General features: G+C 61.9%; 20 protein-coding genes. 10 read left to right on the top strand and 10 right to left on the bottom strand.

Features of this window, described 5'->3' with window-relative positions; genetic code table 11:
* A partial coding sequence (locus CKO27_RS20955) for a hypothetical protein (RefSeq protein ID WP_200376870.1) occupies window positions 1–703 on the bottom strand: 703 nt, incomplete at its 3' end.
* 39 nt (window positions 704–742) lie between these two features.
* The gene (locus CKO27_RS20960; protein WP_200376888.1) at window positions 743–1,423 is read right to left on the bottom strand and encodes an ATP-binding protein; all 681 of its coding nucleotides are present in this window, start codon (window positions 1,421–1,423) and stop codon (window positions 743–745) included.
* A gap of 321 nt (window positions 1,424–1,744) precedes the next feature.
* Between CKO27_RS20960 and CKO27_RS20965 the strand changes: the two genes are divergently transcribed.
* From CKO27_RS20965 to CKO27_RS20975, 3 genes are read left to right on the top strand one after another with little or no spacing between them, the layout of a single operon-like run.
* Window positions 1,745–2,986, top strand: a complete 1,242-nt coding sequence (locus tag CKO27_RS20965; RefSeq protein ID WP_200376871.1) for a DUF4297 domain-containing protein — start codon at window positions 1,745–1,747, stop codon at window positions 2,984–2,986.
* A complete protein-coding gene (locus CKO27_RS20970) occupies window positions 2,986–3,534 on the top strand; it encodes an ABC-three component system middle component 4 (protein WP_200376872.1) in 549 nt (182 codons plus the stop codon). Before CKO27_RS20965 ends, CKO27_RS20970 begins: the two co-directional genes overlap by 1 nt.
* Window positions 3,531–5,468, top strand: a complete 1,938-nt coding sequence (locus tag CKO27_RS20975; protein ID WP_200376873.1) for an ATP-binding protein — start codon at window positions 3,531–3,533, stop codon at window positions 5,466–5,468. Before CKO27_RS20970 ends, CKO27_RS20975 begins: the two co-directional genes overlap by 4 nt.
* A 240-nt stretch (window positions 5,469–5,708) precedes the next feature.
* Here CKO27_RS20975 and CKO27_RS20980 read toward each other — a convergent pair whose 3' ends face one another.
* Window positions 5,709–6,671: an HNH endonuclease gene (locus CKO27_RS20980; RefSeq protein WP_200376874.1), complete on the bottom strand. Its 963-nt coding sequence runs from the start codon at window positions 6,669–6,671 to the stop codon at window positions 5,709–5,711.
* Between the two features lie 569 nt (window positions 6,672–7,240).
* On the opposite strand from CKO27_RS20980, the gene CKO27_RS20985 reads away from it, so the two are divergent.
* From CKO27_RS20985 to CKO27_RS21010, 6 genes are read left to right on the top strand one after another with little or no spacing between them, the layout of a single operon-like run.
* Window positions 7,241–8,158, top strand: coding sequence for an ABC transporter ATP-binding protein (locus CKO27_RS20985; RefSeq protein WP_200376875.1), 918 nt, complete (start codon window positions 7,241–7,243; stop codon window positions 8,156–8,158).
* Window positions 8,155–8,892 carry an ABC transporter permease gene (locus tag CKO27_RS20990; protein WP_200376876.1) on the top strand — a complete coding sequence of 246 codons (738 nt, stop codon included), beginning with the start codon at window positions 8,155–8,157 and terminating at the stop codon, window positions 8,890–8,892. The genes CKO27_RS20985 and CKO27_RS20990 overlap by 4 nt, the downstream gene beginning before the upstream one ends.
* Window positions 8,889–10,262: a GldG family protein gene (locus CKO27_RS20995; RefSeq protein ID WP_200376877.1), complete on the top strand. Its 1,374-nt coding sequence runs from the start codon at window positions 8,889–8,891 to the stop codon at window positions 10,260–10,262. The genes CKO27_RS20990 and CKO27_RS20995 overlap by 4 nt, the downstream gene beginning before the upstream one ends.
* Entirely contained in the window at window positions 10,259–11,410 is a 1,152-nt protein-coding gene (locus tag CKO27_RS21000) for a hypothetical protein (protein WP_200376878.1), read from the top strand. The genes CKO27_RS20995 and CKO27_RS21000 overlap by 4 nt, the downstream gene beginning before the upstream one ends.
* Window positions 11,411–11,417: 7 nt before the next feature.
* Window positions 11,418–12,245 (top strand): bifunctional DNA-formamidopyrimidine glycosylase/DNA-(apurinic or apyrimidinic site) lyase, encoded by an 828-nt coding sequence (mutM, locus tag CKO27_RS21005; RefSeq protein WP_200376879.1) that lies wholly within the window; start codon window positions 11,418–11,420, stop codon window positions 12,243–12,245.
* A gap of 23 nt (window positions 12,246–12,268) precedes the next feature.
* A complete protein-coding gene (locus tag CKO27_RS21010; protein WP_200376880.1) occupies window positions 12,269–12,946 on the top strand; it encodes a DUF599 domain-containing protein in 678 nt (225 codons plus the stop codon).
* 221 nt (window positions 12,947–13,167) lie between these two features.
* Here the strand turns inward: CKO27_RS21010 and CKO27_RS21015 are convergent, their stop codons facing one another.
* From CKO27_RS21015 to CKO27_RS21025, 3 genes are all read right to left on the bottom strand, one after another.
* Window positions 13,168–13,614 (bottom strand): hypothetical protein, encoded by a 447-nt coding sequence (locus tag CKO27_RS21015; RefSeq protein ID WP_200376881.1) that lies wholly within the window; start codon window positions 13,612–13,614, stop codon window positions 13,168–13,170.
* 225 nt (window positions 13,615–13,839) lie between these two features.
* Window positions 13,840–14,058 carry a hypothetical protein gene (locus CKO27_RS21020; RefSeq protein ID WP_200376882.1) on the bottom strand — a complete coding sequence of 73 codons (219 nt, stop codon included), beginning with the start codon at window positions 14,056–14,058 and terminating at the stop codon, window positions 13,840–13,842.
* Window positions 14,055–14,621 (bottom strand): recombinase family protein, encoded by a 567-nt coding sequence (locus CKO27_RS21025; protein WP_200376883.1) that lies wholly within the window; start codon window positions 14,619–14,621, stop codon window positions 14,055–14,057. Before CKO27_RS21025 ends, CKO27_RS21020 begins: the two co-directional genes overlap by 4 nt.
* A 1,346-nt stretch (window positions 14,622–15,967) precedes the next feature.
* On the opposite strand from CKO27_RS21025, the gene CKO27_RS21030 reads away from it, so the two are divergent.
* Window positions 15,968–16,186 carry a hypothetical protein gene (locus tag CKO27_RS21030; protein WP_200376884.1) on the top strand — a complete coding sequence of 73 codons (219 nt, stop codon included), beginning with the start codon at window positions 15,968–15,970 and terminating at the stop codon, window positions 16,184–16,186.
* Window positions 16,187–16,320: 134 nt separating this feature from the next.
* Here the strand turns inward: CKO27_RS21030 and CKO27_RS21035 are convergent, their stop codons facing one another.
* The 4 genes from CKO27_RS21035 to CKO27_RS24260 all read right to left on the bottom strand — a co-directional run.
* Window positions 16,321–18,987 (bottom strand): DUF3987 domain-containing protein, encoded by a 2,667-nt coding sequence (locus CKO27_RS21035; protein WP_200376885.1) that lies wholly within the window; start codon window positions 18,985–18,987, stop codon window positions 16,321–16,323.
* Between the two features lie 220 nt (window positions 18,988–19,207).
* A complete protein-coding gene (locus tag CKO27_RS21040; protein WP_200376886.1) occupies window positions 19,208–19,636 on the bottom strand; it encodes a hypothetical protein in 429 nt (142 codons plus the stop codon).
* Between the two features lie 286 nt (window positions 19,637–19,922).
* Entirely contained in the window at window positions 19,923–20,174 is a 252-nt protein-coding gene (locus CKO27_RS21045; RefSeq protein ID WP_200376887.1) for a helix-turn-helix transcriptional regulator, read from the bottom strand.
* A 240-nt stretch (window positions 20,175–20,414) separates the two neighbouring features.
* Window positions 20,415–20,719, bottom strand: a 305-nt coding sequence (locus tag CKO27_RS24260; protein ID WP_207281005.1) for a hypothetical protein, incomplete at its 5' end; no start/stop codon positions are given.

The raw sequence follows: 20,719 nt of genomic DNA on the forward strand, positions 1-20,719 counted from the left end.
AGAACAGCAGGGCCTTGAAAATCGGCACATCGTCCCGTGAGGGCGACAGCCCGGCCAGAAGGCTGTCCCGATACTCCCGGTTCAACAGCAGACGACCGTTCTCCCGATCCACACGGAACACCTCCTGGCGATCGAAGGTCTCCCAGCGCAGATCGATCCGCTGGGTTGCGCTGGGGGATTCCGATTCGGGCGCGAACTGGCTCGCCACGAAATCCGGAAGCCCAGTGCCGGGGATCGGTGTCCGGCGCCTGAGCGCCTTCGCCTCCCTGGACCGATAGACCCGTTGCGCGGCCTGACGATACGCATCGAAGGAAACGCCGTCGCCATCCGAGGCATCAAAAACAGCTTCGACGAACCCCGGCGGCACGATCACCGATGATTTCTGCACATTGAGACTGAAACTGTCATCGAAGGATGGCGGCAGATCGATCCGCACCCGCGCCAGCGAACCGTGCGGCTCGGCTTCGTTCTGAATCAGCCCGTTCCAGCCGCCGGCCTGGATCAGGCGGTGGTTGCGATAGAAATAGAAACCCTGACGCGCCGCCGCCCGGTTGCCGAGCCGGTACTCAGCCTGCTCGTTGTTGGGCGGCCAGATAGGGCCGTCGAGCGGGATCTCGCCAACCCCGGCGAGGCGCATCCGGAACGTCCGCGGATAGCCTTCAAGGGGTGCGTCCGCGTAACCGAAGGGGTCAAGCGCGGGCACGGCGGCGCGGATCTGATGCTCTGGTTCTCCCTGTTCCTGCTAGTCGATCCGAATGCTCAGGGCGCCGTGCTGGATGAAGCGATGGAAATGCAGTCCAAGATGCAGTTCCAGCCGCCGGTAGAGTGCATTGAGGGTGTAGCGAAGCCCCCGGCTGGAGACCGGCCGCTTGTCGATGTCGTCCCACAGCACGAGGGTTCCCGACGCCCGCAGGTCGATCGGCGACCAGGGCGCATCGATCAGCGCCGCCGCCTGATGCCCCTCAAAGGTGTCACAGTCCCAGTGACGTCGGATCCCCTCCAGCGTCCAGCGCCGACCGACCGTCAGGCCGTCCCGCCGCGACACCACGGTCAGCTTGCGGGCATGGCTGAACGAGGACAGCTTGAGCCCCAGCCCGAATTTGCCGAGCGAGGTATGATCGACGCGCTCGGCCGACCCGAAGCGCATGGCGTTGCGCAGTTGATCCGCATCCATGCCGTCTCCGTCGTCGATCACCGCCACCCCGGTGATGCGCTCGCCACTCCATAGAAAACGGATCAGTACATTAGCCGCACCCGCGCTCAGGGCGTTATCGATCAGGTCGGAGAGCGCCTGTTCGAGGCTGTCGCCGATTTGCCTGAGCGCGACAATCAGACGGGCCGGATCGGGGGCGATCGGCTCGGAAGACCCGAGCGGCGTATCGCTGTATCCTGACCAATGTTCGGTGCCAGACCGTTGGTGAATAGCGGCCGGCGTTTCGCATGCACACTGATGATAACCGCTGCAATAGGCACTGCCGGCCTATCGCTTCGGCGCAGGCTGGCCGATCTGTCTCAAAAGTGGCCGGCGGTCCCGGGCGAACCAAACGCACAGCAAGCCGCGAAAGCGGACAGTTGTATCTGGAAGCCGACGCCATGCCCGCCACTATGACCACAAGCTGTTGGATACTGCGGGGAACGAAGCGTCCGACAATCGGGGGCTAGGTTGACGTCAGCCTAGCACGCGCTGCAAGGACGCCAGTCTATGACTCAACTCGATTGCGGACCGGTCGCGAGGTGACCACAGATGGCGGATGCTCCAATACTTGGCCCCGAGAACACGGTCGCGCATGGTGACCCAGGCGACGAAACCGCCAATCGTTATCGCTTTCAGTGGACTTGGGCGGCGGTCGTGTGCTGCATGCTCATGGACGACACGCAAGATGTTGAGGAGGTGTTCTGCGAGCACCACGAGGATGTTTTGCTCAAGCACCAGGATGGATCATTCACTGGGCACCAGGTAAAGACACGTCGTGGAGACCAACCGCTGTGGAAGGCGAAGGACGAAGACGTTCTCGCGGCATGCGTCCGTTTCGCTAAGCTGGAATCCGACTACCCAAGGAGGTTTCGGTGTTTCTGCTTCTTGACGAATCATCCGCTCCATTCGGAACGCAACGGACAAGATATTCGCCACGTACTACAGTCGATCAAGGATGCGGCGACAGTTGCGGACCTCCAACCGACCGTCGCCTCATGGTTCAGGCAAGTCGTTGAGGCTGCCTCTGTGACGGAGGCGATTGCATTTGCCGCAATGTCAAAAACCGAAGCCAAAGCAGATCTACCGAAGCTCCGTGATGCAGTCATTCGCCTAATTGATACCATCGCCCAATGCTGGGCTCCGGCGACCGACTGCTCATACGATGCGGTGAGGCGAGCGGCCCAAGCATTGATTGAAGAATGCAGCAGGGCCTCTTCGCTGGGTCATGAGCAGCTTCTCCCAGCGTATGTAATTGCAATCGTCAATGACAATTCTGATATGGCGGCACGGATTGACGGTAAGCGCATGACACTCGCTCGTGTTCAAAGCATCCTTGAGCATGGCCGCGATTCCTCCGCCACCTTGGCTGGCGATCCCGCTCGCTATATTGGGCCAGGAGAAGGGAGTACCGAGCTACTACACAAGAAGCTGGATGCAGGGGGATTCTCGGTGGTGTCGAGGAACTCTGCGGAGGATTTGCGCGACAAAGCCGACTACCTCGGAATCGCATGGACCAAGAAGTACGGATATGACAAGGGGCTCGAACGCTACGGCCACGTCTGCTCACTCGTGTTGAGCGACGCAGGACGATCATTCGACGCCACCCAAACCGAGACCGACGATTTCGGACCAGCAATGAGGGAAGAGCTGCGTCGCCGATTTCGCGAGAGACGGACAGCTAGCTATCAACTCTATGACTGCACCGACGATCACCTTGAAGGTATTGCCTTCTCGCTGACCGCTCAGTGTAAAGTCGTCTGGAGCCACGCCCGACCATGGGAGTCGCAGTGATGGATCTGGTCGAAACGATTGCTGAGCTCGACAATCAACCGGATTTGCACGCTGCTCGTCTCCTTGTGCTCATCGCAGCCTTCTCAGATATGGGGCAACGAGACACACTGGAGGGACTCACAAAGCTCGCCAAGCTCGATTTTCTTCTCCGTTACCCAGTTATGCTCGAGCGTGCCCTGGCCGCCAAGGGCCGCTCTACGCGCGATGTACAGCTTGCGGATCATGAGCGACTTAGTGTCGAGTCCCAGATGGTGCGCTATCGATTCGGGCCTTGGGATCACCGGTATCGCGAGTTCCTCAATATCCTTATCGGCAAGGGGCTCGTCACGGTGAGCGTGGAGGGACGCAAGGTCTTGATTGCGCTCACAGAACGCGGGCGGACACTGGCGTCGGAGTTGAGCGCGACTCCAGACTTTCAGGACTACGCGAAGCGTTCAGCCCTGTTGAAGCGCCACTTTGACGTAAAAGCAACGGTGCTGATGCGGTTCATCTATGAAACCTTCCCTGAAGTCGTGTCGCTTCGGTCTAATGAGAGAATCCCAACATGAATATCCGGCTGACTCATCTCGTGGTCAGAACCCGGCAGACGACCGAGCATATTCGCTTCTCGGAGGCCGTCACCTTCCTGTACGGTCCCGTTGGTACGGGTAAATCGACCGTCGCGCGCCTCATTGACTTCTGCTTCGGCGGCGACCTGGAGCGAACGCCAGCGATTCAGCAGGCGTTCGTCTCGACCGTCCTTGGGGCGAGACTCGGTGAATACGAGTGCACGCTTGAACGTGGGGCTGAAGACAATCTCGCGGTTCGCGTCACATGGAGTCGTGGAAAAGACGATTTCGGGTCAGTCAATGCGCCACTGTCCGCAGGTGAGATGCCGCTGCTGGATGCAGAGGTCTACAACCTCAGCGATCTCTTGTTCCATCTGTGCAGCGTAGAGCCCATCAAGGTTCTCAAGCGGAGTCGAGATCCAGACTCTCCAATGATCAGGCTCAGCTTCCGAGACATCTGGCGGTACTGCTATCTGGACCAGACTCACTTGGATTCGTCGTTCTTTCGCCTAGAGGATCCATTCCGAGGTCGGAAAAGCCAAGATGCGATGCGGTTCTTCACGGGTTTGCATTCGGAGCGCTTGAGTCAGTTGCAGGCGGACCTTTACCGTACAATTGCGGGTCAGCACGGCGCCCGGGAAGCGGTTGTGCAGATCCGTCGCTTTATGGCTCGGTTCGATCTCGGCTCTGAGTCGGAGCTCACAGACCAGATTGGGGCACGTGAACGCGAACTGCGAGTTGCTGAAGAACGGAAGCGGACGCTCGAAACAAACCGTGAGGCCAGTATTCATCCAACCGACGAGTTGAGGAGCAAGCTGCGCGACCTGAGCCGAATTGTCTCCGATTTACGAGAAGCCATCATTGCATCTCAGAGCATGCTCGCCGAACAAGAAGCACTTCGTGCCGAGCTGATTACTGCGAAAGTGAAGGCTGGTCGGGCTGAACAAGCGGGTCGAGTTCTCGACAGTGTCGATTACTCACGTTGCCCCCAGTGTGGCTCTGACATATCGAAGCGTCCGTCTGCTGTCGAACAGTGCCGTCTTTGTGGCACTCCTTCGATAGCCACAGAGGCTCGTCCAGGCTTCGACACTGAGGCAGTTCGGCGAGAACTCAATGATCGCATTGACCAGATCTCAGACTCAATGAACCGGAGGAAGCAAGCGCTGGAGCGGTCCGAGCGAGAATTCCAGAGAGCCGAAAGCGCAAAGCGGCTGCTAGATCGCCAGCTAGCGGACGGACTGCGACGCTACGACTCAGCATTTGTTGAGAGCATTCGCGAGGCCGACCGCGAGATTGCGACACTTGGGGAGCGTCTTCGGTCGCTTGCCCAACTCCAGGAGATGCCTCGGGCGATCAATGAACTGGAGGAAAAGGCAGGCGCATCGCAGGGACGTATCGATCAGCTGCGCTCGATGATCGAGGACGAGCGACATCGATTTCGCTTTGCTGACGAGAACGCCCGTGCAATTGCAAAGAAGTTCAAGGCGATCATGCTTGACGTGGGCTTCCCCGGTGTCTCAGACGAAGACGACGTGGTGCTGGACCCGCGCAACTGGAAGCCCATCGTCGTCCATTCTGAACAGAAGTGGGGCTTCTGGGAAACTGGCAGCGGTGGCAAGAAAACGCTGTTCAATGTTTGCTATGCATTAGCCGTTCACGAGGTGGCCCGAGAACGCGGAATGCCTGTTCCAAACATCTTGATCATTGACAGTCCAACGAAGAACATCAGCGACGACGAGAACCCTGAATTGGTGCAGTCACTGTATCGAGAGATATACCGGCTCGCGGCTGCTGGAAACGGCGCAGAGACGCAGTTCTTGCTAATTGATTCGGATCTTGTTGAACCCGAAGCTGAACTCGCAGGCTTTTCGCAAAAGCGGATGGCCGGCGAACCGGACGCACCAAGCCTGATCTCATACTATGTTGGGCCATGACGGATTGCGTACTCTCAGAGGCACACAAGCAGCGGGTTCATCCATACCATAACGCGATCTACGGCAAGAGCGCTTTTTGGCAACACGCATAACAACGGCATGCGGATCCTGGGTGCTGGCTATCCGGGGTTCTCTCGGTACCAAAGGTCCAGGCCAATCTGACCGCTCACCGCGTGCCCCGGTCGCACGCAGTCCTTTCGGTACCGACAGCTCATGTCCGACTGAACGGTTCCCATACACTCACGCCACCCGCCGAAACCCCTCGAACCGTTCAGCCAGATAGTCCCGATTCGGCCGATCCCCATCATGACGAGGAAGGCGTATGGTCTGGCCGTGTAATCCCTTGATCCCCGCCTCCAAGGTCGGCCCATCGTGCTGCCCGAGGACGGACTCGGCGATGACGATCCGCCCGTCTGGGTCGATGCCCAACAGATTTCGGTCGTAAGCGGTGTGGTGCAGGATCGAAAGACAGAGGCCATTGGTGATATCCGGCTGTCCGCGTTCGTCGCGGTCCGGGATGATGTGGGCGGCTTGCAGCAGTTCCGGGACCGGCAAACCGGATACCGAACAGCGCCGGTCATAGGCAGACAGGACCAGTTCGCGGAATTCGGCCTGATGCAGACGGACCTTCGCCTCGATGGTGCTGTAGCGGCGTTCGATGGGCGGGGTTGGCTCGCGCGCTTCGGACGGTTGCGTCGACTCATACTGGCCGGCGATCTCGCGCACTTCGGAGCGCTGGGCCAGCTCGAATTGGCTGCCGATCGCGACGGTACAGAACAGACAGCGCGGATTCCATTCCATCAGATAGCCGGGGTAGAGGATCTGATAGAGGCCCGGCACCAGCGCGTAGAAGTAGATCAAGGGCGACTGATCCTCGAACGCCTCGCGCAGACAGGTGTTGTCGCGGTTGCCGGGATCGTCGCCCTGAAACGCATAGGAAAAATAGCCATCGCCGACAAGCGCGTCATCATAGCGGGCGGTGCGGCCTTTCCGGGGTTTGGTGGTCTTGATACTGAGGACACCCCGGTTCATCTGTCTCGGTCGATGAATGCCGCGCGCCTTGCCGGCGAGATAAACCCGCTCGCCGTCGAACTCGAAACCCTCCTGAATCGCCTCCCAGGCAACGGCTCCGCCGAAATCGTGCATGAGCCGCGCGCAGCGGGCAAAGGCCGCCAGACGAATCTCGTGGTCGCTAACAGCCAATCGAATCGGCTCCTGTTCTTGACGCTGGACGGATCAATGTCGAAAGCGGCACGGACGGCCTCCTGAACAGGGAACACCCGCCAGCCACAGCCATCCGCGGGAGCAGGTTCAACGCCATCCGTCGGCCTCATGCGCCAGTACCGCCGGCTCATCTCCTTCGTGGTACCAATACACGCGCTTGTCTCCTTGACCGAGGTGTGTCCATTATGCCGCTTGCGTCCCGGACAAACCGCCTCATCATTTGACCGTCATCACGTTTTAGGGGTGGCGCTCCAATCGAGAGGATCGGCGCGTGGAGGATGGGCATCGCTCTCGCTCTGCCCATCCACGGATTGGAGCACTACCCAGTTTTCATCCATCCCTGGCTTTCAAGCACCGGGGCCTCGAGTTCGTTGCGTTCTTCAACCAGACCCGCGCCAAACCTTTCCGCTGGACCGGCATCGGCAAGCCACGGATGGCGTAATCGGATCGAGCCGGTACCCGAACCCCGAGCAAACGCCAAGGCCGGCGTTCGCTCGGTGCGCATGCCGTTTGGCAAGAGGGTCCCGACCGGTTATCTTCGCGTGCCAATGGATACACTCGTTCGCGTCACCGATCTCAGCCGTTCCTTCGGACGCCATCAGGTTCTGTCCCACGTCGATCTCTGTCTCGGGACGGGGCAGGTTTTGGGTCTGCTCGGACCCAACGGCGCCGGCAAGACCACCTGTCTGAGACTGCTCGGCGGGATGCTCGCGCCCACCAGCGGCCGGATCGAAATCCTGGGTGTCGACCTGAGGCGCCAGCCGCTTGAGGCGAAGCGTCATCTGGGTTATCTGCCGGAACGCCCGCCTCTGTATCCCGAGCTGCTGGTCGACGAATACCTGACCTACTGCGCGCGTCTGCGCCGGATCCCGAGAGGCGGGATCGCCGAGGCGGTGAAGGTTGCCAGGGAACGTTGCGGATTGGAGGACAGCGGCGGGCGGCTGATCGCGAAACTCTCGAAGGGCTACCGGCAACGACTCGGGATCGCCCAGGCGATTCTGCACAAGCCCAGGCTGCTGATCCTCGACGAACCAACCGAGGGGCTGGATCCCTTCCAGATGCGCGAGCTGCGCGGTCTGATTCGGGATCTGGCCAATGACGCGGGCATCATTCTGTCCAGCCATCTGCTGCCCGAGGTCCAGGCCGTCTGTGACCGGGTCGTCATCCTGCATCAGGGGCGGATCCAGTTGGACGCCAGAATGGCCGACGGACCACCCACCAACATCTGGCGCGTGAAGCTGCGCGAACGCACGAATGCCGAGCGTCTGACCGACCTGCCCCATGTCGTCGGCGCCGTCGCGATCGGGACGGGCGGATTCCGGATCGACCTCGACCGCGAGGGAACCTCGGCCGATCTGGCGCGCGCCATCGTGGAGGCGGACCTTGGTCTGCTCGAACTGACCCCCGAGCGCAGCGACCTGGAACGGGTCTTCTTCGATCTGATCGGGGCGGAGGAGCTGACATGATCGCGGTCATCGCCAGCCGGGAGGTTCGCAGCGGGCTGGTCACGCCGCTTCCCTGGGTCTTGCTCGGGGTAGGCCAGGTGGTGCTGGCCTGGATTTTCCTTCAGGTGATCGAGGACTTCAGCGGTCTCGGCGCGGAGGAGCGGGTCGCCTCGCTCACCCAGGAAATGACCATGAATCTGTTCGGATTCGCCGCCGTCATCGCCATGCTGGCGGCACCGCTGCTGGCAATGCGGATGCTGAGCGGCGAGTTCCGCGACGGCAGCTTCGACCTGCTCGATGCCGCTCCGGTCCGCCTGGGACAGATCCTGGTGGGTAAGTTCGTCGGCCTCATGGTCTTGCTCACGCCGCTGTGCCTGCTTCCGGCGGCCAACATCCTGCTGCTCGCCGGCGCGACCGAGATCGACGGCGGTCAGGTGGCGGCGGCTACCCTCGGCCTCTGGCTCGCGGCCCTGATGTTCGGCGCGATCGGACTCCATGCCTCCAGCCTGACCGCTCAGCCTGGAGCCGCCGTCCTGGTCGCCTTCGGGCTCCTGCTGTTCTTCTCCATCGTCGGACGCGCCGACGCGCTCTCGACCCAATCGCTCTCGCTGTTCGGCTGGATGTCCTGGAACGAGCACCTGTTCTGGTTTTTGCTGGGGGCCGTGCGGCTGGGCGATCTGGCCTATTTCATCCTCTTCACGGGCTTCTTTCTGGCGCTGACCCATCGCCGGCTCGCCAATCGTCGTCTGCAATGAATCGATTCCTCACTCACCTCCGGGAAGTGGCGCGCCGGATCGAGCGTCCGTTCGCCGACACGCTCTTCGTGCTCTTGCTGCTGGGCGTGGTGATCACCTCCGGATGGCTGATCGCCCGGAACGACCGCTATTGGGATTGGACCGCCTCGGCCAGCAATCTCCTGTCCCCGGAGAGTCGCGCGATTCTGGAGCGGCTGGAGGCGCCACTGCGGGTCACCGTCTTCGCGGACCCTCAAACCCCACTGGCGAGGGCGATCGGGCAACTCATCGATCGTTACGGCCATGAACGACCGGACCTGGAAATCACCTATCTGGATCCACGACGCTTCCCCGAGCAGGCGCGCGACGCGGATGTCTCCCTGCATGGTCAGATCCTGCTGGAATACCGGGGACGGCGCGAGACCCTGAGGGAAATCGGCGAGCGGGCCATCTCGGCCGCCATCGCCCGGCTGACCGAGACCCGGACGCCCTGGCTCGCGGTGATCGAGGGGCACGGCGAGCGCGCCATCGCCGGCGAGCGCGACGCCGACCTGGGACGCCTTGGAATGGAACTGAGCGACCAGGGCTTTCTGCTGCGACCACTGGATCTCGCGTCGATCAAAGAGATTCCAGACAATGCGCGCCTGGTGGTCCTCCCCCATCCCAAGCTTTCACTCTTTCCAGGCGAGGCCGAGGGGTTGACGCGGTTTCTCGATCGGGGCGGAAATCTGCTCTGGCTGCTGGATCCGGAACCCTTGAACGGGCTCGAGCCCTTGCTGGAATATCTGGGTTTGACCCTGTTGCCCGGCGTTGTCGTGGACGCCGCCGCGTCCAAGCTCGGCCTGACGAGTCCCGCCGCGGCGGTGATCGCGGAGTATCCGGACCATCCGCTGACGCGGGGCCTGTCCGAACCCGCCATGCTGACCGGGAGCCTCGCCTTCGACACCCAGATCGCGCCCGGTTGGACCCTATCGACCTATCTGACGACAGGTCCGCAAAGCTGGAACGAAACGGGCGCGATCGAGGGTCGGATCGACCGTGACGAGGTGGTCGGTGAGTTGGCCGGCCCCCTGCCGGTCGCCCTGGCTCTGACCCGAACCCTCCCCGACTCGGAGCACGAGCAGCGGGTGCTGATCGTGGGCGATGGGGATTTTCTCGGCAACGCCCATCTTGGACAGCATGGCAACCGCCAGCTCGGCTTACAGATGCTGCGCTGGCTGAACACCGGCGGGGAGTTACTGGAACTGCCGCCCTTGCCATCCGCCGCCGAGGCGCTGGAACTGGATACCAGCCGTCGGACACTACTCGGCGTGGGATCCCTGGTGCTATTTCCGGCGATTTTCCTGATTGGCGGACTGGCGGTGCGTTGGTATCGCTGGAGGGAGCGATGAGACGTCGTTGGCTGATCAATCTCATCCTCTTGCTGCTGCTGATCGGCCTGTCGGGCATGATTCGCGGCGAGCTGACCAAGGCCCGGGAGATTCCCAGGCTGACCGAGATCCTCGCCTCCGATCTCTATCGCATCGAGATCGCCCGCGAGGGCGAGCCCACCATCACCCTGATCCAGAATCTGACGGGCTGGCGGATGGAGACCCCGATGCGGGTGGACGCCGATGCCGAACTGGTCGGTCAATTGCTTGGGATTCTGGAGGCCCCCGTTCACCGCAGTTTTCCGCGAGAGAGCGCGGCCCTGGATCAGCTCGATCTGGCTCCGGTCCGGCTCCGGTTACGGCTGGACGCGCGTGAACTTGGCTTCGGCGGAATCGATCCGATCGGACAATCGCGTTATGTCGTTATCAATGACCTGGTGCATCTGATCGATGATCGATTCCATCATCTGTTGATCGCCCCGCCGATCCGCTATGTGTCGCCTGACCTGCTACCACGCGGATTCAGCCCGGTGTTCGGGCGCCTGGACGGGACGCCGCTCGCCCCCGAGACCCTGGCCGCGCTGGAGGCGATACGAGCGGAGCGGGTCGAGATCCTGTCCGAGGACATGACCGGCTCGGCCGTCGAACTCAAGGTCGCCGATGGGACCAGCCAGCGCTTCCTGGTCTCGGAGGATCGACGCCGCTGGGCGCGCCTGGACCAGCGGCTTCTCTATGTGCTGACGAAGGCGCCCGAGATGGTGGAAGATCCAGACGCGATCGACCCCACGCCGGCCGAGCCGCCCTTACCGGATCTCGATGCCGCGATGATGACGCCGGATCCGACGCTCCCAGCAACGCCTGTCGCGGATCCGTCAGAGCCTCCGATCCAGTCGGACATGGTGGATCCGTTCGCACCCCCGACGGGGTCCGACGGATCCGACCCGCCCGAAGTGGATCCGGACAGCCTCGTCCCCAGTGACGCCCCCGTCAGCGCGCCGCCCGTGGTGCGGCTGACCCCGGATGGGCGGTTGGAGCCAGAGGTCGCCAGACCCCGAAACAGGTTGCGTGGCGAGCCGGAGAAGATGCCGCCTCAAGGCTTCGGGCAGGATCCCTTCGCGCCCGACCCCGCCATGTATCCGGCGCCCAATGCCCCGGACGGGACACGCTGAATCCACCATGCCCGAGCTTCCCGAGGTCGAAACCAGCCTGCGTGGAATTCGACCGCATCTGGAGGGACAAAGCATCGATCGACTGCTGGTGCGCGAGGCGCGGCTTCGCTGGCCGGTCCCGGCGGACATGGCCGAACGGGTCGACGGACAGGCGATCCGCTCACTGAGCAGGCGGAGCAAATATCTGCTGATCGAGCTTGAACGCGGCACGCTCCTGATCCATCTGGGCATGTCCGGGAGTTTGCGGGTGGTGCCGGTCGACAGCCCGCTCAAGCGCCACGATCACCTGGATCTGATCCTATCGGACCGACGCTGTCTGCGTTTTCATGACCCGCGCCGTTTCGGCCTCTTTCTCTGGATTCCCCAATCGCCCCTGGTGGCGATAGCCGAACATCCACTGTTGCGCGACCTGGGTCCCGAACCCCTGGGGGCGGATTTCGATGGCGAGCGTCTGCATGACCTGAGCCGATCACGACGGATCGCGGTCAAGCCATTCATCATGGACGCGGCGGTGGTGGTCGGTGTCGGGAACATCTATGCCAACGAATCGCTCTTCCTGGCCGGCATCCATCCGGAACGCGCCTGCGGGCGGATCGGTCTGGATCGTTACCGCCGGCTGGCCGAGGTGATCCGCTCGGTCCTGAACGCGGCCATCGAGCAGGGCGGCACGACCTTGCGAGACTTCGTGCGCGAGGATGGACAACCCGGTTATTTTGCCCAGTCGCTTAGGGTGTACGGTCGGGAAGGCGAACCCTGCCAGGTCTGCGGCACGCCGATCCGCCAGCGTCGGATCGGCCAACGATCCAGCTTCTACTGTCCGCGTTGCCAGCATTGAACGGAGCGATCGGAGAGCCAACCATGCCCGACTGGTGGACCGAATACGGCAACGACTTTCTCTGGGTGGGCGTCGGCGTGGCACTGCTCGCCGCCTACCATCTCTATCTGGCCATCCGCGAACGACGCGAGCCGCTCAGCACGCTTCAGGGCGTCAACCGCTCGGCTCGACGGGCCTGGGTCCAGGTCATCATGGCCGACCCCAGTCTAGGCATCCTGGGGGTCCAGACCCTTCGCAACTCCACCATGACGGCCACCTTCCTGGCCTCGACCTCGGTCGTCCTCGTCATGGGCGTCCTGACCCTGAGCGGACAGGCCGATCGGATCGCCGAAAGCTGGCACGCCTCGAACCCGCTTGGCTCGCGTCACCCGATTCTTTGGGAGTTGAAACTGCTGGTACTGCTGGTCGATCTGCTGGTGGCCTTCTTCAGCTTCACCCTGTCGATCCGGCTCTACAACCACCTGGGTTTCCAGATTTCGCTCCCGCGCGAGCGTCGACCGGCGGTCATCGATCCGGAGCGGGTCGCCCGTCATCTCAACCGAGCCGGCGCCTTCTTCAGCGTCGGGATGCGCGCCTACTATCTCGCGGTCCCGCTGGTGTTCTGGTTGTTCGCGCCGCAACTGATGGCGGCGGCGAGCCTGATCCTTGTCATCGTCCTCTACTTCCTGGATCGCGCCCCAGACTCGGATGGCGAGGATTGACCCAGAACGAACCCTGAAAGGCCGGATGACTCAGAATAGTTTATGCGGATCTTGTGGAAGGGTGCGGAACGCCCCCGAAGGGTTGATACAGAATCTAGCAAGGCAGCATAAGCCACTGTCAATGCTGAGTTTGTGAAAATACAAAATCGATCATGGGCACAAATATGGGCACTCGGGGTTGCCCCCTCTTGGTGATCTCCCCGGCTTCGACGATTACGTCATCACTGCCACCGCCGCAAAGCCGTAGATATGTGCTTCAGGGAGGGCGCCCGTCCGCAAGCCTCGTAAATCGCGGATCGGATCTCGGCATTGCTTTTCCGCTGACTCTTGAGCCACAGCGCCATCATTCGGACGGCAGGGGGATATTCGGCGGACTCATCTTTTTGCATGAATGCCGTCTTCTGCCCGATAGGCGAGGGCATTTTTTCCAGCACGGCCACGCGCCCCGTCAGGGCGGCGATTTGCTCCCGTAGATCCGGGTTGTTCGTCGCGGAAATGGGCGATTCCCCTGAATCTGCCAAGCCCCCAAGCGCCCTAAGAAGCGTTGCGGTCATCGTCTCGTCTGATTGGCTCAATGCTCGGATCTTGGCCTTCGTTCCGTCTGGAACTCTGATAGCAATCTGTTCAGTCATCGTCTCGCCCCCTGTTTTCCATTGATCTAAAAGCATTTTATCAATTTCTAGCTACCTGTATAGCATCTAGCTATCAGCTATCACCCTGCTAGATCAACGGGGGAGGATCCTTGTGAACCTTCGCGGCGAACATTCCCGGCGCTGGGATGATCGATCCAGGGGGTCCGACGCCTCGCCCGGGGCTGGCCGTGGCGCCTGGGTGGCCGTCAGGAGGCTTCTTCCCGCCCTGGCTCGGGGACAGGCAACCCCAGTAAACAAAAGTCAACGAAAATACACTTCTTCCCGCTCTGGCGCGGGGACAGGCACAAAGACCGATCCATCTTTGTGCCGCACCACGAAGCCGCTTGGGTCTTCGGTCAGCATGAAGACATCCGCCCTCGGGCGGTCCTTCAATGCCTCGCCTAGCGTCGCCTCGACTTGGCGAATGTCGCCCGCGTCCATGCTGGGGAAATCCGCCTTAAAGCGATCCTGAACGCTCATGTCTGCCCTCCGAGATTCACATACAGAGTTTGGCGACTGACCCCATACGCCTTGGCCAGACTCGCCACGGATTCGCCCGCGTCTCGGCGTGACCGAGCCTCCGCGAGCTGTTCGGCCGTCATAGAGGCACGGCGCCCAAGATGCTTGCCCGCCGCGCGCGCCGCTTCAATCCCCTCACGCTGGCGAGACCGGATCAAGGCCCGCTCGAACTGCGCAAAGGCCCCCATCATCTGAAACATCAAGGTCTGCATCGGGTCCGTGCTGTCATTCGTAAAGGTCAGGTTTTCCTTGTGGAAGCGCACCGCCACACCCCCCGCGGTCAAGTCCTCCACCAGCTTTTGCAGGTCGAACAGGTTACGCGCAAGCCGATCGATACTGTGAACATGCAGCGTATCCCCGTCGCGCAGATAGTCTAGGCATTGCCGGAGCGCCGGCCGATTGTCCGTCTTGGCGCCGCTCACCTTGTCCTCGAACACCCGATCAAGGGTGATTCCTTCAAGCTGACGCGCCGTGGTCTGATCCCCGCTTGATACCCGTACATACCCGATAGTTTTGCCGCTCATGCCCGCCCCCGTAAGATTGTTGTTTCTGTCATGAAAGATTGTAGAGCTTTCCTGAAATCTGTCAATCAATCCGAATACAACCTTTTCTGACGGCTTATTTACAGGGTTTCGCGGGTTGGCGCGGATGTCAGGGAACGTATACTTTTCTGACGATCAGCGAAGCGGGGGCGATAGGGGATGAAATCCGGTGTCCTGGACCATCTCCGGTTGAGGAATCTATCCAGGGGGCGATCAGCATCAAATCGGTTTCCCGGTGGCCATCGGCAGAGGTCAATTCTCGTCGCGCACAAAAAACCCGCCACGCGGGCGGGTCTCGGGTTGAAGGCGGTCAAGGCTCCGGTTCCTCTAACGGGTGAGCCGTGCTGATAGGCTGCTACACTTGAAGATGCCGGAAGACGGAGAGATCACGGAAGCGTCGTTTCCGTGCTGGAATTGACCAGACACCACAGGGTTTTCTCCTGCCTCGTCGGCATTGCTCTGGGTACCGCGCCAGCACGCGCCCCCGCTTCGGCGGCATCCGCACTGGTCTTGAACGCGGTGCCTGGAGCACCTTCTTCTCCGCTGGCCACTCTCCCCGTACCAGCCGATCCACACCGACTAGCAGCAAGGCGTTCAGCGTCCCTCGGCCTCCTCATCCAGCCGCGCGATTACTTAACAAAACTTAACGAAATCGCCATGCCTGGTATTTTCGCCACTTTTTCCCACCGCCTTTTTCCTCCCGCATCCCGCGCGCCCCGTCGTGTCCACTTGCTCATGGGATTTTTTAGGACTCCGAATCCGCATCCCGCGCGCGCCTATCGTGTCCCTGACCTCCTAACCAGACCTGACACGGACCCACCGCCACCCGCGCGGCCCTATCGTGTCTCTCCCTGTAGAAACACCCAAACCCCTGCGGCATTTGCGAAAGTTGCGGCACTTCGCGCAAGCCATTGATTTAATAGGCCACCATATCGCCACAAGTGCCGCAACCCACTTGCGGCACATTGCGGCACTTGCGCGCGCGATCCGACCGCTTACGCACGGAGCGCCCGCCAATCCCGGCACCGATGTTCAGCCGATGGCCACAGCGCGGGGGGAATCAGGCTGGCGGGCGCCTCGATCCGGCAGCGCCCAAGCCCCGCCGTGGGGCTCGTCGTGCTCGGCGTGAAGTGCTGACAGCCATCGCAGGACACAGGAAGGGGATCGCTGGCACGGGCGGCTTGAGGTGGCGCGGGGCCATTCTCATCCAGGGGAGAGAGAGAAGGAGCAGCCGCGCCTGATACCGGGTCAGGCTCCGGCTCGGCCCTGACCGCCTGACCGGGATACCAACGCGCGAGGTCCGCCCGGCTGGCGGGTGGCGCGAAGGCATGCGACAGCCAGCCCTCGGGCTCCGGGTGCTGGATCCACCACAGCCGGGAGGTTTCGCCCGGTTCGGACGCGGCACACGTTTCGAGGGATACCCCTTCATCTACCGCAACTACCGCAACTACCGCAGCGGGCGCGGGTTGGATAAATCGATCAAGAACACTGCTCAAACCCCCCTCCTGGATAAAAAAAAGAAGTTCTTAAAAACTCTTGTGGGGTAATTGCGGTAATTGCGGTAATTGCGGTAGTTCCGACGCATCGTTGATCTGTCTGGCTTCGCAGCCCACGAACTACCGCAACCACAGTTGCGGTAAGTTGCGGTAGTTTATGGACTGCAAAGAAAGCATTGTTTTCGTTAATACAGTCGTCCCGCGAGCTTCGGGTTCAACTGGATTAGTTTTCGCCGTTTCACATCAAGGCGGCGGACGTGAAAGGCTTCCACCAAGCGATCAATGGCGTCATCACGGCGCGTGGTATCCCTGACGCGGTTCGGTCCCTTGTGAGTGATGTCGCCCAACGCGATACACCCCGCCTGATCGATGAGCGGTTCGCCGTCACGGCTCGCCAGTTCCCGCGCCTTCCCACAGAGCCAGGTGGAGAGTTCCCGCGCGTCCTGCGCCTCGGGCGGGGCGTCCGCATCCAGGAAAAGGCGTTTGGCTTCGTGCAAATGCCAGCCAGCCACGGCGATCCCGCCCGCCATGTAAGACGCCTCAACCAGCCGATCGACGCGCCCGCGATCGAACACGCTGAACACGGCGGCAATCCGCGCGGCGTTTTCCGCTGATTTGCTGGCGACATCAGCCACGGAGGCGAACTCTCCGAATTGACAGAGTTCTTGTTCAACGGCGTCGTGGAAGTCGATCCACAACTGCTTGGCCTCGGGTGACAGGTTCATCACGGGGGGCGCCAGGATCATCTTCGCCCCGCGATCCTCGCCGTCTTTGTCGATCGGGAGTTCCTGATCCAGGAGGGCGGTCACCGATTGCTCGAAGGCGATCATCGCGGGCCACGGGTCGGGGGGTGGTATGTACCAGCGGGTGCCATTCGTCGAGGGCGGCGAGGCGATTAAGAAGCGCGCGAGATAACCGATTTGGCGCGCGCCGCGATCGATCAAGGTGCTGAGCAGATCCGGCTGCATCATGAGTTTGGTGCTGAATCGCCGCCCCCGCACATGGGCGGCGCGGACTGATTTTCGCGTCTGAATATAATCGTCCGCACCCCACAGCCGGTTCAGCAGCGCCAGCATGCCGGTTGCGTTATCCTTCGAAAACCCCTGACCGCCGAGCACGATTGCCGCCTCATCACTGGCCGTACCCGTGCTGGGCCAGCCTTCAGCGATCGCGTCCGACAGAGACGCGGAGTTGAACTCCTCGTGCAGGTCACCGGGCATCGGGATGACAAAGAGCGGGTTCTGTTGCAGATCGATCAGGCGATCACGAAGGCGCGCCTTCTCGGCCTGTGATTTCTCGTCGTTCTTCGGCGCCAGCTTCTTGAGGGCGTCCTTTACCCCCCGCAAGTCCTCCTGATAATCCCCGACCATCGCCAGTGAGCGGCGGTAGTCATCGATGCGCTTTTCCCTTTCCTTGCGCACCCACGCCTTATGCGCGCCCCCAAAGTCCCGATCGGTACAGGTCTTCCGTCCGCCGCTCCCTGCGAAGTACATCAGATACAGCGACAGGGGGCTGACGAGTCGGCTATCGCGCGCCACATTGGCCAAACCTTGCGTGGCCAATGCCATCTGAAAGAGCGCGGAGCACGCCGGCATGGCCAGGGGGACGCGGTTATAAAGGGCGCTCTCCTGGATCGGGAGGCGCGCCACTTCGGGGAAGGCATGCAGCGGATAGGGCGCAGCCTCGGCGGCGCTGGCGATGTCAATGGGATCGGGCCAGGGGTAGCTGTCCTCGCCGAGCGTGGGCGGCGTTTCCGCGCGGCTCGTCTGCTCGTGGCGCGCGGTCGCCGTGCCCGCCCACCCGGGAGGCGGTTCCGCCCATCCTGGGAGATCCGCCGCCGTCTCGGGGCGAGCCTTGCCGGAGCGTGGAGCCCCATCGCCAGCCCCGCGATTCGGGCCGGATGCCTCTCCCTGGACGAGTGAGGGCCGCGCGCCCCGCTCGATCCAGCCTTGCGTTGTCGGGTCGATCCCCATCCGCGCGCACAGCCACCGCGCCGCCTCGCTCGCGGTCGCGGCCGTCCCCCACTCGACCACAAGATCGATGGGCGACTTTCCTCGTTCCTCTCCAAAGTCCCTGATGCCGGCCGGGAGGATCGAAATCGCCTCCTCAAGGTCGCGTCCAAGCTCGGCGGATTCGATTCGGAACCCATCGTGGTAAGCCCGCGCCTTCGGGAAGAGATGCGGCACCCAGTCCACCAGCCGTGCCATGGCCTTGGTGTTGACCTTGGCGAAGAACGAATCACCCGCGAGCGGGGGCGCGGCCCCGCCTAGTGCGCGGGTCACGGGCTTGCCATGCCGTGGGGCCAGTGTGCCGGTGACGAACCCCGCGAGGTCTTCAAGCTCGCCTCGGATCGCCTCCCCCGTGACGGTGAAATACCTCCCCGCCGCGTATGCCTCTATCCCGCTGGTGTTGGAGCCAAGCGACGCGAAGGACGCGCCCCGCCCGATGGCATGCGCGCCCTTGCCGGACGGCGAGGTTTCGACATAGCCCGGCAGCGTCTCGGCCAGCGCCGCCAGTTCGGGGCGGGCATCGATTCCATCCAGGTCGATCCCCTGCCAAAACTGCCCGAGCCCGTCCGGTCCCAGCGCGAAGCCCAAGCCCGTGAAGTTCCCGCCGCGCAAGACCTTCTCGGCCTCCGAGAAGGTGACGAGGCGCGCCCAATCCGCCGGCGTATCAAGCGCGCCTTGGCGGGGCTGTCCGTCCGCATAGTGCGGAATTTTTCGCGGTTTCTTCGATGGGTCACGATTGGCCACGCTCTTCCAAAGCAACCAGCGTTTGGCCGCGCGCATCGCGGCCGGGAGACATTGAAACGAGCGGTCGGACAGCGGAGCCGCTGATTGAGTCGTCGTCATGTCCGCGCCTCCCGACCGCACCGGATAAGATCCTCCGGCAGAGGGATCCTGTACGCGCCGCGCGGCGAGCGGACGGCCAAATACCGCCGGACTTTATCCCGGACAGTCAGCAACCCGCGCGCTTTACGCCAGCCGGGGCCTTGATCCGGCGCCAGCGTTGCGGTGCCCCGAATGAGACGGAGCGAGGGGGCCGAGGCCCCCGTAGCTCGGGGGCTGGTCATTATTCATTACCTCCCGAAACCGCCACGGCATGACGCCGCAGCGCACCTGCCAGCAGGGAAGTTGCCGTTGCCGAGAGATCGCGCCCTTCCGCCTCGGCAATGCGAGCCAGTTGCACGGCCTCGTGCTCGGACAGTTCCAGGATCATCCGGCGCGGGTTGTCGCCTCCGCAACCCAGCGCAGCGGGCACGCTGGCGTCAACCAGCCCATGGACCTGTTCGAGGGTGTAGATCGCGGCATAAAGCCGGCAGGATTCTGGATGCAGGCCCAAGTCGCCGCCGACATCCGTGAGTGTTTGCAGGGCCGTCCACAACATGCTGCTCGCAAGTTCCAGCGCGACATGAACCGGAGTTCCGGCGCGAACATCGAACACATGGGCGGCCGGGCCGGCAACGGGGATAGCGTAAAAAGCGGTGCGTGAGGTTTTCATGCGGTCAGTCTCCAAAAAGGGTTGGAAACCGACGTAGCGGGCAGACTGGCGCGAATCAGGGCCGGTGCAGGCGCACGGACCCAGGCTTGGGGTATACTTCGATTCGCGTCGGTGTCCGGTAACGTCGGACTTTATGCCGGGGATTGGCGTCCCCGGTGACGGCGCTTTTCAGCACCATCTGTTTTTAACGATACGCCTGAATCAAGATCGATTGCAACGCCGCCCCGGATCGCCCCCGGGGCGGCGTTTTTGTTTTTGGACCAGCGTTGCGCCCGCTTCTGGTGTCTCATCTGACGCCTCCCTGCGCCTTCCGGCCCTTCTCAACCTGCGCGGTCAGCCAGGCGTCTATCTCGGATTCGATCCAGCCGACGGCCTTCGCGCCTAGTGGGATGGGCGTCGGAAATGTCGGGTCGAAGTCGCGCGGTCGCTTGGGATCGCGCCGCATCTTGGCGTAAAGAGTGGAGCGCGAAAGCCCGGTTCGGGCCTCGACTTGCTTGCGCCGGATGATGGTCAGCGCGGGTTGGACGGTTGCGGCCATGCTCGTTGCCTGTCGGCGTTCGCCGGAAGATACCGGCATGGCTCGCTATTATTTTCATCAACCGTCGCGTGAGAAGCCCGTTAGCCGGTAAGGCTCTCGGCGTTCCGGAAAAGGTTACATTTTACTTGCACGGCTTACGCTTTGCCGGTAGAGGGTGGCTTTTCGCTGCTTTGCCAATATGCTTTCTTGCGGTACGGAACGAAACGCTTATATCTTTTGTGGCCGCCTCTGCGGCGGCATCTAGACTCTTGAAATTCGATGCGTTTTCTTTAAACCAAGCGATAATTGCTTCACTCCTTTCTCGATTTCCAGCATGGCGAACGTCCGCCCCTTTTCGTCCCAACTCTGAGAGCGACATTTGTCCAACACCTTCATGTTCATTCGCACCGTACCAACGCTCGATAAGCGCGCCCTCAGTACAGTGCATTTCACATTAAGATATTGATTATAATGACATCGCCATGAGATTCTGCCCCCAATGTCCTGATGTCTGAAATCCGTACCGTCAAACGGCTCCGAACCCTGCTCGCCACTCACCTGGACTG

It is taken from the genome of Thiocystis violacea (assembly GCF_016583575.1).
Classification (GTDB): domain Bacteria; phylum Pseudomonadota; class Gammaproteobacteria; order Chromatiales; family Chromatiaceae; genus Thiocystis; species Thiocystis violacea.